Here is a 12,050-nt window from a genome sequence, read left to right as displayed (position 1 = left end):
CCACGAACGCACGCTGGTCAAAGCCGAGGTGCCCCAGGTGGAGTTGACGCGCTACGCGATCGACCTGCGCTCGCTGGCTCACGGAGCCGCGTCGTTCACCCGCGCCTTCGCCCGTTACGAGCCCATGCCCGAGACCGCGGCCACCCGGGTCAAGGCCAGCGTCTGAACCGTCATGCCCGGCCGCCGAACTGCTCGGCGACGGCGCGGCGGTCCAGCGAGCGCAGGTCGATCGCGTAGCGCGTCAACTCCACCTGGGGCACCTCGGCTTTGACCAGCGTGCGTTCGTGGCCCGCGGTGTCGGTGCCGAGGACCCGACCGCGCCGCCCCGCCAGGTCGCCCATCACCGCGCCGACGAAGTCGTCGGGCACCAGTACCGAGATTTCGTCGATGGGCTCGAGCAGGCTGACCTTCGTCGCCGCGGCCGCCTCACGCAGCGCCAAGGCGCCCGCCGCCTGGAACGCGAAGTCCGACGAGTCCACGCTGTGGGCCTTGCCGTCGAGCAGGGTCACCCGGATATCGACGACGGGATAGCCGGCGTGCACGCCCTTTTCCATCTGCGCGCGCACGCCCTTCTCCACGCTCGGGATGAATTGCCGAGGCACCGCCCCGCCCACCACCTTGTCGACGAACTCGAATCCGCACCCCTCCGGCAGCGGCTCCACTTCGATGTCGCACACCGCGTATTGGCCGTGCCCGCCCGACTGCTTGACGTGGCGGCCGTGCCCTTTTGCCTTGCTGCCGAAGGTCTCTCGAAGCGGCACGCGAAGCTCCACGGTGTCGACGGTGACGCCGTACCGGTTGGCCAGCGCGTCAAGGATGACGCCGGCGTGGGCTTCGCCCATGCACCACAACACGATCTGGTGGGTTTCGGAGTTCTGCTCGATCCGCAGCGTCGGGTCCTCGGCGGCCAGCCGGCCCAGCCCGACCGACAGTTTGTCCTCGTCGGTCTTGGCGTGCGCCTGGATCGCCACCGGCAGTAACGGCTCGGGCATCGTCCACGGTTTCAGGACGAGCGGTTCCGCCTTGTCCGAGAGGGTGTCGCCGGTCTCGGCCCGGCTCAACTTGCCGATGGCGCAGATGTCGCCCGCCACCACGGCGGTGGCGGGGCGCTGCTGCTTGCCGAGCGGGAACGACAAGGCCCCGACGCGTTCGTCTTCGTCGTGGTCGGGGTGCGTGCTGCCGTTCCCGTTGACCGCGCCGAAGAAGGACGCAAAATGGCCCGACACATGGACCGTCGTGTCGGGCCTGATGGTCCCGGAGAACACCCGGACCAGGCTTAGCCTTCCGACGTAGGGGTCCGACGTCGTCTTCACCACCTCCGCAAGCAGGGGAGCGTCGGGGTCACAAGTCAGCGTCGCGTGCGGGGCGCCCTGCGGCGTAAACACCTCCGGCAGTGGGTGTTCCATCGGGGATGGGAAGCCGCGCGTGGCGACCTCCAGCAGTTCCAGCGTGCCGACGCCGGTGCTGCTGCATACCGGGATCACCGGGAAGAACGAACCGCGGGCGACCGCCCGCTCCAGGTCCTCGATCAGCACCGCCTCGTCGATGGACTCCCCACCCAGATAGCGATCCATCAGCGACTCGTCCTCGGATTCCTCGATGATGCCCTCGATCAGGGTTCCGCGCGCCTCCTCGATTCCCTCGGCGTCGGACGGGTCGGCCGGTTGCACGGTCCGCTTGCCGTCGCAATAGTGGTAACGCGTCTGCGACAGCAAGCCGATCAGGCCCGAGCAGGACGGCAGCCCGATCGGGAGGTAGAGCGGTAATACCTTGTCGCCGAACGCGTTCTGCGCGGCGGCCAGCGCCTCGGAGTAATTGGCCCGGGTGTGGTCGAGCTTGGTGATCACCACCGCGCGGGGCATGCCGACTTGGTCGCATTCCTGCCACAGCGATTTGGTGGGTTCGTCGACGCCCTCGTTGGCCGCGATCACGAACAGCGCGCAATCCGCGGCGCGCAACCCGGCCCGCAGCTCGCCGACGAAGTCGGCGTATCCGGGCGTGTCGACCAGGTTGACCTTGATGCGGTCGTGGGCCAGGGAGGCGACGGCAACGCCGACGGACCGCTGCTGGCGGATCTCGGCGTCGTCGTAGTCGCAGACCGTGTTGCCGTCGGTGACGGAGCCGGTTCTGCTCAGCACGCCCCCGGCGACCAGCAGCGCCTCGACCAGGGTGGTCTTGCCGCCGCCGGACGGCCCCACCAGGACGATGTTGCGCACATCGCCCGGACCGTTCGCGGTAGGGGCGGCCGCTGCGCCCTGGGAAGCATTCGCCTTGTCCGCCATGACGTTCCTCCAGTTCTCCCCGGCTGCGTCGCCGAGGGGTGCGCCCAGTGCGGTGTGTCCTGGCTCACAGGATCCAGAAGCAACTTTTCCCCCAACGGCGGCCCAACACAAGGCCACGGGCCGGCCTCAATTGCGTCGGCGCTCAGGCGTGCCAGCTCGACCAGCGGAGCACCGCGATCGCGATCACCGGCCCGTTCAGCGAAACTGACTGATACTGCGGGTATTTGGCGCGCAGCAGCCGGTATGCGGACTCCATCGCGGGCCCGTCGGCGTGGATGGTGGCGGTGCCGTCGACCCGAACCCACCACAACTGCGTCCAATCGTCGGCGTACTGGTCGACCAGCAGGCTCACCTGGGGGTTCCGTTCGATGTTGGCCAACCGCCGCAGCCGCCGCGTCGCCTTGGGTTTCGCATCGACGGCGGTGTACACCATGTCTTCGCCGTCGGGCACGGCGAAGACCACCGGCACCAGGTGGGGGAGACCATCGGGTGTGACCGTGGCCAGCCGGGCCACCTGCGACCGCGTCAACCTGGCCTTCGGGTCGAATTCGCCCACCGTGTCAGCCTAGGCGCCGAACCCAACCTTGCGACTGCCATGAATAGCTACCTGCATTACGGTTATACACACACAGGTGTGCCGCCCAGAACCACAAGGCCGGGACGGTTTGTGTATACCGCGAAGCAGGAAGGGTGACGGGATGAGCAAATCGCACCACCGCTCGGTCTGGTGGTCATGGATGATCAGCGTGCTGGCTGTGGTCGGACTGGGCGTCGGTTTGGGCACCGTGCCGGCGGCCGCATCGCCGTTCACCGCGCCACAAGCCCCCCTCGACCCGGCGGCGTTGGCCGGCCAGGTGGGGCCGCAGGTGGTCAACATCAACACGAAGTTCGGCTACAACAACGCGGTGGGCGCCGGCACCGGCATCGTCATCGATCCCAACGGTGTCGTGCTGACCAACAATCACGTCATCTCCGGCGCGACCGACATCAGCGCCTTCGACGTCGGCAACGGGCAGACCTACGCCGTCGACGTGGTCGGCTACGACCGCAGCCAGGACGTCGCGGTGCTGCAGCTGCGCGGGGCGGCCGGCCTGCCGACCGCCGCGATCGGCGGCGGGGTCTCCGTGGGCGAGCCCGTCGTCGCGATGGGCAACGCCGGCGGCCAGGGCGGAACGCCCAGCGCGGTATCCGGCAAGGTCATCGCGCTCAACCAATCGGTCTCCGCGACCGACACTCTGACCGGCGCCAACGAGTCGCTGGGCGGCCTGATCCAGGCCGACACGCCGATCCGGCCCGGAGACTCGGGCGGCCCGCTGGTGAACAACGCCGGACAGGTCGTCGGCGTGAACACCGCCGCCACCGAGAACTACAAGATGTCGGGCGGCGGGCAGGGCTTCGCCATCCCGATCGGGCGGGCGATGGGCGTGGCCGGCCAGATCAGGTCGGGTGCCGGCTCCAACACCGTGCACATCGGCCCGACCGCCTTCCTCGGGCTCGGCGTGACCGACAACGGCAACGGCGCGCGCGTCGAACGGGTGGTCAACACCGGCCCCGCGGCTGCGGCGGGCATCGGCCCCGGTGACGTCATCACCGGGATCGACAGTGTCCCGATCGCCGGGGCGACCTCGATGACGGACGTGCTCATCCCGCACCATCCCGGCGACACGATCGCGGTGCACTACCGCGCCGCGGCGGGCGGCGATCTCACCGCCAACGTGACGCTGGCGGAAGGGCCTCCGGCCTGACGCCCGCGCGGATGGTGCCCGACCGGCGCTCAATTCCATTGGTGCGATGGGTTTTTCGTCACATGTCGACCAGAGTGATTCCGAATGTCGCACCTCGGGTATCCGTGGCATCGTGGATTTGATGAACGACGCACGAGACGCTGTCGAGCACCATCCCGCGGGGGGAAGTCACGTCGAGGGGGGTGTCGTCGAGCACCCCGACTCCGACGACTTCGACAACGCCGCCGCGCTGCCCACCGATCCGACGTGGTTCAAGCGTGCCGTGTTCTACGAGGTGCTGGTCCGCGCGTTCTTCGACGCCAACGCGGACGGGTCCGGTGACCTGCGCGGATTGCTGGGGCGACTGGACTACCTGCAGTGGCTCGGCATCGACTGCATCTGGCTGCCGCCCTTCTACGACTCGCCGCTTCGCGACGGCGGGTACGACATCCGGGATTTCTACAAAGTGTTGCCCGAGTTCGGGACGGTCGACGACTTCGTGGCGCTGCTCAACGCGGCGCACGAGCGGGGCATCCGGGTCATCACCGACCTCGTGATGAACCACACATCGGATTCGCACCCCTGGTTTCAGGAGTCGCGGCATGACCCCGACGGCCCGTACGGCGACTTCTACGTGTGGAGTGACACCAGCGAGAAGTACACCGACGCCCGGATCATCTTCGTCGACACCGAGGAGTCCAACTGGACCTTCGACCCCGTGCGCAAACAGTTCTACTGGCACCGGTTCTTCTCGCATCAGCCGGACCTGAACTACGAAAACCCTGCCGTCCAGGAAGCCATGATCGACGTGCTGCGCTTCTGGCTCGGCCTGGGCATCGACGGGTTCCGGCTGGACGCCGTGCCCTACCTGTTCGAGCGGGAGGGCACCAACTGCGAGAACCTGCCCGAGACGCACGCCTTCCTCAAGCGGGTCCGCAAGGTGGTCGATGACGAGTTTCCCGGACGGGTGCTGCTCGCCGAGGCCAACCAGTGGCCGGCCGACGTGGTCGAGTACTTCGGCGACCCCACCACCGGCGGCGACGAGTGCCATATGGCGTTCCACTTCCCGCTGATGCCACGCATCTTCATGGCGGTGCGTCGCGAGTCACGCATTCCGATCTCGGAGATCCTGGCGCAGACGCCGGAGATTCCGGACCTGGCGCAATGGGGAATCTTCCTGCGCAACCATGACGAGCTGACGCTGGAGATGGTCACCGACGAAGAGCGTGACTACATGTACTCCGAGTACGCCAAGGATCCGCGGATGAAGGCCAACGTCGGTATCCGGCGTCGCCTGGCGCCCCTGCTGGACAACGACCGCAATCAGATCGAGCTGTTCACCGCCCTGCTGATGTCGCTGCCCGGCTCGCCGGTGCTGTACTACGGTGACGAGATCGGCATGGGTGACGTCATCTGGTTGGGTGATCGCGACGGCGTGCGCACCCCGATGCAGTGGACACCGGACCGCAACGCCGGGTTCTCCAAGGCCAACCCCGGCCGGCTCTACCTGCCAGCCAGCCAAGACTCCGTCTACGGCTACCAGGCCGTCAACGTCGAGGCCCAACGCGACACCTCGACGTCGCTGCTGAACTTCACCCGGGTGATGCTGGCCGTGCGGCGCCGCCACGAGGCCTTCGCCATCGGCAGTTTCGAGGAATTGGGGGGCTCCAACCCGTCGGTGCTGGCGTTTGTGCGCCAGGTGCCGGACGGCGGCGACACGGTGTTGTGCGTCAACAACCTGTCGCGATTCCCACAGCCGATCGAACTGAACCTGCAGCACTGGAGCGGTTGCACGCCGGTGGAGCTGACCGGGCACGTCGAATTTCCGCGGATCGGGCACCTGCCCTACCTGCTGACGTTGCCGGGACACGGTTTCTACTGGTTCCAGCTGACTGCATGTGAGGAGGACGCATGACCGCGCCGGCGACGATGCAGAACGACGTGATGAGGTGGGGGTCGCCCCACCCGCGAAGCGGGCAGGGGGAGGGCGGCGCACATGAGTGATCCTGCCAAGCTGCCCTGGTCAGATTGGCTCCCTCAGCAACGGTGGTACGCCGGCCGTAACCGGGAGCTGACCTCCGCCGACGCGGCGGTCGTCGTGCCGCTCCGCGACGACCTGGACCTGGTGCTGGTCGACGCGCAGTACGCCGACGGCTCGTCCGAGCGTTACCAGGTCATGGTGCAGTGGGACGCCGGTCCGGTCTCCGAGTACAGCACCGTGGCCACCATCGGCGCCGCCGGCGACCGCACGGGCTTCGACGCCCTCTACGACACCGATGCGCCGCGGTTTCTGTTGTCGCTGATCGATTCGTCGGCCGTACTGCCGGGGGCGGGCACCGAGGTGAGGTTCGTCAAGGAGCCCGACGTCGAGCTGCCGCTGGAGGCGAGGCCACACGTCTCGGACGCCGAGCAGAGCAATACCAGCGTGATCTTCGACCGGGCCGCGATCTTCAAGGCATTCCGGCGGGTCAGCAGCGGGATCAACCCGGACATCGAACTGAACCGGGTGCTGGGCCGCGCCGGCAACCCGCACGTGGCCCGGCTGCTCGGAACCTACGAGCTGGCCGGCCCGGACGAGCCGTGGCCGCTCGGCATGGTGACCGAGTTCGCGTCCAACGCCGCCGAAGGGTGGGCCATGGCGACCGCCAGCGTCCGCGATCTGTTCGCGGAGGGTGACCTGTACGCCCACGAGGTCGGCGGCGACTTCGCGGGGGAGTCCTGCCGGCTCGGGGAGGCCGTGGCGTCGGTGCATGCCACGCTGGCCGAGTCCCTCGGAACGGCGGAGTCGGCGTTCCCGGTCGACAGCGTGCTGGCGCGGCTGGCGTCGACCGTGGCGAAGGTGCCCGAGCTGCAGGAGTACGCGGCGATTATCGAGGAGCGGTTCGCCAAGCTCGCCGACCAGACGATCACCGTCCAGCGGGTGCATGGTGACCTGCACCTCGGTCAGGTGCTGCGCACCCCCGAGAGCTGGCTGCTGATCGACTTCGAGGGCGAACCGGGGCAACCGCTCGACGAGCGCCGGGCACCGGATTCACCGTTGCGCGACGTGGCGGGCGTACTGCGGTCCTTCGAGTACGCCGCGTACGGGCCGTTGGTGGACCAGGCCGACGACAAACAACTGGCAGCCCGCGCCCGGGAGTGGGTCGAACGCAACAGGACCGCGTTCTGCGAGGGTTACGCCGCCGCTTCGGGAACCGACCCGCGGGACGCGGCTGACGTGCTGGCCGCCTACGAGCTCGACAAGGCCGTGTACGAGGCCGGCTACGAGGCGCGGCACCGGCCCGGCTGGCTGCCGATCCCGCTGCGCTCCATCGCCCGGCTCACCGCTCATAGCAAACTCTGATCTGCGCGGAATGCAGGCGTCTGGAACCATGTCCGTGTGACAAAGGAGATCTTCGACAGCGAGGCGCGGCTGTCCTGGGTGCTGGCGGCGCTGGCCGGTGTGCTGGGGGCAACGGCTTTCACGCACTCCGCCGGCTACTTCGTGACCTTCATGACCGGCAACGCGCAGCGCGCCGCTCTCGGCTACTTCCGGGGCGATGCCCTGCTCTCCGTCAGCGCGGGACTGCTGATCGTGTGCTTCGTAGGTGGCGTTGTCGTCGCGTCGGTGTGCCGGCGCCATTTCTGGGTGGCGCATCCGCACGGCCCCACCGTGCTGACGACCTTCAGCCTGTTGGCCGCCACCGTGGTGGACGTTTTGGACGAGGGATGGGAGGAGAACTTCCTCGATTTCGCGCCGATCACGTTGGTGGCGTTCGGCATTGGCGCATTGAACACGTCATTCGTCAAAGACGGTGAGGTGTCGGTTCCGCTGAGTTACGTGACCGGGACGCTCGTCAAAATGGGCCAGGGCATCGAACGCCACATGGCCGGTGGAACGCTGGCCGACTGGCTCGGCTACTTTCTGCTGTTCGCCAGCTTCGTGCTGGGCGCCACGGTCGGCGGGTTGATCAGCTTGGCGGTCAACGGCACGTGGATGCTGGTGGTCGCTTCATCGGTGTGCGCGTTGACAACTGCCTACACGTACTTTCACCAGGATCGCCGCGCCTTGCTCGACCGAACCCAAAAGCATCGGCAGTAGCGCTGACCGGTGCGCTACTGCCGATGCTGGCTCGGAGGGTTTCAGGCGGCCGGTTGAGCCGGCTGTGCGGGCTGCGCCGGTTGGGCCGCGGTGTTACTGGCCAGCAACACCTGCTGGATGTCGGGCTTCATCGCGACCAACTGCTGGTTCCAGTACGGCCACGAGTGCGTCCCGTTGGCCGGGAAGTTGAACGTTCCGTTGCGCCCGCCGGCGGCCACGTAGCTGTTCTGGAACTGCTGGTTGGTGCGCAGCGTGAGTCCTTCCAGGAACTTGGCAGGCATGTTGTCGCCGCCCAGGTCGCTCGGAGTGCCGTTGCCGCAGTAGACCCAGATCCGGGTGTTGTTGGCGACCAGTCGCGGAATCTGGACCATCGGGTCGTTACGCTTCCACGCCGGGTCGGTGGACGGCCCCCACATGCTGTTGGCGTTGTAGCCGCCCGAGTCGTTCATCGCCAGCCCGATCAGCGTCGGCCACCAACCCTCGGACGGGTTGAGGAAGCCCGAAAGCGAAGCGGCGTAAGGGAACTGTTGCGGGTAGTAGGCGGCCAGGATCAGGGCCGAGCCGCCGGACATCGACAGCCCCACCGCGGCGTTACCGGCCGGGGAGATTTGCTTGTTGGCCTGCAGCCACAGCGGCATCTCCTGGGTCAGGAATGTCTCCCACTTGTAGGTGTAGTTCTGACCGTTGCCCGACGACGGCTGGTACCAGTTGCTGTAGAAGCTGGACTGGCCGCCGACCGGCATCACCACCGACAGGCCGGACTGGTAGAACTCCTCGAAGGCCGGGGTGTTGATGTCCCAGCCGTTGTAGTCGTCCTGCGCGCGCAAGCCGTCGAGCAGGTAGACCGCGTGGGGCCCGCCGCCCTCGAACTGGACCTTGATGTTGCGGCCCATCGACGGTGACGGCACCTCCAGGTATTCCACCGGTAGGCCCGGCTTCGAGAACGCCCCCGCGGTGGCCGAAACGCCGACGGCAGTGACGAGGCCGGACATCAGGGCAGCCCCCACAGCCGCGACCGCCAGTTGGCGCGGCATGGCTGCCGCGGCGCCACGCAACTTCCGCAACTCTCCGAAGAACTTCATAGCTCTCTACCCATCCCAACTTTCGTTTGCCGCGTGCCGCGGTCGAATCCCTTCGCTGGGCAGTGAAACACGTGGGGAGGGGACGAATCGCCTGTCAGGGCCGCAGCTTCAGATCGCGGTTGGCTAACGATTGGGAGTCGGCGGGGAATCGTTGCGTTACGGTCACGATTAGCTATCAAACCGTGCGCCGTACTTCCCAACCGTCTGCTCGTCGCCTAACGCCGATCGGCGCTAGGCGACGAGGCGGCGCAATAGTGTTGAGGCCGCGGCGATTCCGAGCACAGCCGCCACCACCAACACGATGACGTCCATCGCGTTGAAGGGCGTGCCGATGAGCAGGCCGCGCAACGCGTCGACCTCGTAGCTGAGCGGGTTCACCCGGCTCAACACGTGCAGCCACGCCGGCATGACGTCGACCGGGTACAACGCGTTGGAGGCGAAGAACAACGGCATCGTGATGGCCTGGCCTATTCCCATCAGGCGATCACGGTTGCGCACCAGGCCGGCCAGCGTCATCGACAGGCACGCGAAGAACGCGGCACCCAACATGACGACGGCCATCGCCGCCACGATCCGCAGCGGGTTGACCGTCAGGCCGACGTTCATCAGGTACGCCAACGCCATCACGCCGACCACCTGGGCGACAGAGCGCACGCCGGCCGCGAACGCCTTACCGGTGATCAACGCCGATGCGGGCGCGGGCGTCACCATCAGCTTGGCCAGGACACCGGCGTCGCGATCCCAAATGATCTGTATCCCATAGAAAATCGAGATGAACAGCGCGGACTGGGCGATGATCCCCGGCGCCAGGAAGGCCAGGTAGGACACCGAGCCGGTCTGTATGACGTGCAGGTGGCTGAAGGTGGTCCCGAAGATGAGCAGCCACAGCGCCGGCTGCACCATTCGGGTGACGAGTTCGGTCCGGTCATGCTGCAACTTCTGCATCTCGACGATCGCGAACGCGCCGATCCGGCTGGACACGGCGCCCACGCGTTGCCATCCGCGTGGCGCGCGGACGAGGGTCCCTGGCAAGGCGCCGTCAACCGACACGGCGGGCAACCTTTCTGGCGGAACGAATTTCGCGGAATGAGCCTTCCGGCTCGGAGGATTCACCGTCGGCCAAGTCCGACGCCGCGTAGTGACGGAACACGTCCTCGAGGGTCGCGCCCGGCGACACCGTCGACTTCAACTTGGCGGGTGTACCCACCGCCTGCAGCTCCCCGCGGTGCATCAGGGCGACCCGATCGCACAACGCGTCGGCCTCCTCCATGTAGTGGGTGGTCAGCAGCACGGTCATCCCGAACTGCGCCTGCATCTTCTGCACCTGCGTCCAGACGCTGTCGCGCGCGATCGGATCGAGCCCGACGGTCGGTTCGTCGAGAATCAACAGCGACGGGCGGTTGACGAGCGCCTGCGCCACCTCGAGGCGGCGGACCATGCCGCCGGAATAGCCCGCCGCCAACCGGTCGGCCACCTCGAGCAGATCCATCGCGGCCAAGGCCTGTTCGGCGCGCTCGGAACGCTCGGCCCGGGGCACTCCGTAGAGCCGCCCGCACCACTCGACGTTCTGCCGGCCCGTCAATGCGGGCTCGATCGAGAGTTGTTGCGGCACATAGCCGATATTGCTGCGAATGTCCGTGGTCTGGCGCCGGGCGTCGAGCCCGAAGATCCGTAATTGGCCCTGCTGCACCGGGGCCAGCGTGGTGAGCATCCGGACCAGGGTGGTCTTCCCGGCACCGTTCGGGCCGAGCAGGCCCATGGTCTCACCGGTTCGCACCTGCAACGTGACGTCGTTGACGGCGGTGAACTGGCCATACCGGTAGGTCAGGTGCCTGGCGTCGACCGCCATCGGAAATGAACCGCTCATCGTCGCTCCTGCAATGTCTGGGTCATCATCTCGATAACCTCCAATCCTCTTGTCAACGACGCGATTTGGTCGTCGTCGAGTTCGGCGAGCACGTCGGCCAGTACCGCTCGCCGCGCGGCCCGAGACGCGTCGACGATCTCCTGGGCCGGTTCGGCCAGGTGCAGCCGGCCGACTCTGCGATCCGGGTCGCCGACGGTCCGGACGAGCAGCCCCCCGGAGACCAACTTCGACACCAGGGTCGACGCCGTGTTGGGGGCCAGCCCGAGCTCGCCGGCGGCCGCGTTGACCGAGATGCCCGGCCGCCGGGCGACCAGCCACAGCAGCTCGGACTGCGACTCGGTCAGCGCCGACGAGTCGAAGCCACGCCCGGCCGTGCGCCGCAGCTGCCGGCGGAACCTGCCGACTACGCGGAACACGTCGGTGACCACATCCGTCGTTGACTGCACCTGTTCCATAATACCTCTGTAGGCGAGCTATTTATGTGGGGAAGCTGTGCAGAAGGTATGTACCCGTTACCTGGGGAGGCGATGCAGGACCACGTCGGTCAGCGCCCCGTCATCGACGTGGGCGGTCATGTAGGTGCAGTACGGCTGCCGGCGGCGATCGGTCGGCGAACCGGGGTTGAGCAGGCGCAGCCCGCTGTCAGTGCGGCTGTCCCAGGGGATGTGGCTGTGCCCGAACACCAGGACGTCGCTGTCGGGATATAGCCGCGACATCCGGGTTTCCCGCCCGTCCGCCGCGCCGGTTTCGTGCACGATGGTGAACCGCACACCCGCCAGGGTCGCGTCCGCCCGCTCGGGCAGCCGAGCCCGCAGCTCGGGACCGTCGTTGTTCCCCCAGCACGCCACCAGCTGGGCCGACTTGCGTTCGAGCTCGTCGAGCAGTTCGGGCGCCACCCAGTCGCCGGCGTGCACGACCACGTCGGCCGCGTCTACCTCGTCCCATACCCGCGCGGGCAGGTCGCGGGCGCGCTTCGGGACGTGGGTGTCCGAAATCAGCAGCAGCCGCACAGCC

Annotated in this window: 11 protein-coding genes and 1 pseudogene; 5 read left to right on the top strand and 7 right to left on the bottom strand. The window is 67.4% G+C overall.

Translation table 11 applies throughout. The features are described from left to right. On the top strand, nt 1–166 hold a 166-nt coding region (locus tag A5695_RS27275; protein ID WP_156749478.1), incomplete at its 5' end, for a hypothetical protein. Nucleotides 167–194: 28 nt separating this feature from the next. Here A5695_RS27275 and A5695_RS06140 read toward each other — a convergent pair. Further along, nucleotides 195–2,282 (bottom strand): annotated as a pseudogene (locus A5695_RS06140) (elongation factor G-like protein EF-G2); the annotation flags it as partial. Between the two features lie 142 nt (nt 2,283–2,424). Next, on the bottom strand, nt 2,425–2,838 hold the full coding sequence (locus A5695_RS06135) for a TIGR03668 family PPOX class F420-dependent oxidoreductase (protein ID WP_068079230.1): 414 nt from the start codon (nt 2,836–2,838) through the stop codon (nt 2,425–2,427). A gap of 142 nt (nt 2,839–2,980) precedes the next feature. On the opposite strand from A5695_RS06135, the gene A5695_RS06130 reads away from it, so the two are divergent. The 4 genes from A5695_RS06130 (at nt 2,981) to A5695_RS06115 (ending at nt 8,087) form a co-directional block, all read left to right on the top strand. After that, nucleotides 2,981–4,027, top strand: a complete 1,047-nt coding sequence (locus A5695_RS06130; RefSeq protein WP_068079229.1) for a S1C family serine protease — start codon at nt 2,981–2,983, stop codon at nt 4,025–4,027. 121 nt (nt 4,028–4,148) lie between these two features. After that, a complete protein-coding gene (gene treS, locus A5695_RS06125; protein WP_068079245.1) occupies nt 4,149–5,921 on the top strand; it encodes a maltose alpha-D-glucosyltransferase in 1,773 nt (590 codons plus the stop codon). An 81-nt stretch (nt 5,922–6,002) separates the two neighbouring features. Further along, complete coding sequence (locus tag A5695_RS06120; RefSeq protein WP_068079228.1) at nt 6,003–7,349, top strand: maltokinase; 1,347 nt, start codon at nt 6,003–6,005, stop codon at nt 7,347–7,349. Between the two features lie 36 nt (nt 7,350–7,385). Continuing rightward, a complete protein-coding gene (locus A5695_RS06115; protein WP_068079227.1) occupies nt 7,386–8,087 on the top strand; it encodes a YoaK family protein in 702 nt (233 codons plus the stop codon). A 41-nt stretch (nt 8,088–8,128) separates the two neighbouring features. Here the strand turns inward: A5695_RS06115 and ag85C are convergent, their stop codons facing one another. The 5 genes from ag85C to A5695_RS06090 form a co-directional block, all read right to left on the bottom strand. Further along, on the bottom strand, nt 8,129–9,169 hold the full coding sequence (gene ag85C / locus A5695_RS06110; protein WP_068079226.1) for a diacylglycerol acyltransferase/mycolyltransferase Ag85C: 1,041 nt from the start codon (nt 9,167–9,169) through the stop codon (nt 8,129–8,131). Between the two features lie 231 nt (nt 9,170–9,400). Next, nucleotides 9,401–10,219 (bottom strand): ABC transporter permease, encoded by an 819-nt coding sequence (locus A5695_RS06105; RefSeq protein ID WP_068079225.1) that lies wholly within the window; start codon nt 10,217–10,219, stop codon nt 9,401–9,403. Then, nucleotides 10,209–11,036: an ATP-binding cassette domain-containing protein gene (locus A5695_RS06100; protein ID WP_068079224.1), complete on the bottom strand. Its 828-nt coding sequence runs from the start codon at nt 11,034–11,036 to the stop codon at nt 10,209–10,211. The genes A5695_RS06105 and A5695_RS06100 overlap by 11 nt, the downstream gene beginning before the upstream one ends. Beyond that, nucleotides 11,033–11,491, bottom strand: a complete 459-nt coding sequence (locus A5695_RS06095) for a MarR family winged helix-turn-helix transcriptional regulator (protein ID WP_068079223.1) — start codon at nt 11,489–11,491, stop codon at nt 11,033–11,035. The genes A5695_RS06100 and A5695_RS06095 overlap by 4 nt, the downstream gene beginning before the upstream one ends. A gap of 57 nt (nt 11,492–11,548) precedes the next feature. Continuing rightward, nucleotides 11,549–12,046 (bottom strand): metallophosphoesterase, encoded by a 498-nt coding sequence (locus A5695_RS06090; RefSeq protein ID WP_068079222.1) that lies wholly within the window; start codon nt 12,044–12,046, stop codon nt 11,549–11,551. Nucleotides 12,047–12,050: the final 4 nt, after the last annotated feature.

The sequence above is a fragment of the Mycobacterium sp. E1747 genome, assembly GCF_001667775.1.
GTDB lineage: Bacteria > Actinomycetota > Actinomycetes > Mycobacteriales > Mycobacteriaceae > Mycobacterium.
The sequence above is the reverse complement of the archived record's forward strand: the minus strand, read 5'-3'. Positions and strand labels throughout refer to the sequence as shown.

What these genes read in the sequence shown, in the direction of transcription:
- A5695_RS06120 (WP_068079228.1), top strand. Translation starts at nt 6,003, where the DNA reads ATGAGTGATCCTGCCAAGCTGCCCTGGTCAGATTGGCTCCCTCAGCAA.
- ag85C (WP_068079226.1), bottom strand. Translation starts at nt 9,169, where the DNA reads ATGAAGTTCTTCGGAGAGTTGCGGAAGTTGCGTGGCGCCGCGGCAGCC.
- treS (WP_068079245.1), top strand. Translation starts at nt 4,149, where the DNA reads ATGAACGACGCACGAGACGCTGTCGAGCACCATCCCGCGGGGGGAAGT.
- A5695_RS06095 (WP_068079223.1), bottom strand. Translation starts at nt 11,491, where the DNA reads ATGGAACAGGTGCAGTCAACGACGGATGTGGTCACCGACGTGTTCCGC.
- A5695_RS06130 (WP_068079229.1), top strand. Translation starts at nt 2,981, where the DNA reads ATGAGCAAATCGCACCACCGCTCGGTCTGGTGGTCATGGATGATCAGC.
- A5695_RS06100 (WP_068079224.1), bottom strand. Translation starts at nt 11,036, where the DNA reads ATGAGCGGTTCATTTCCGATGGCGGTCGACGCCAGGCACCTGACCTAC.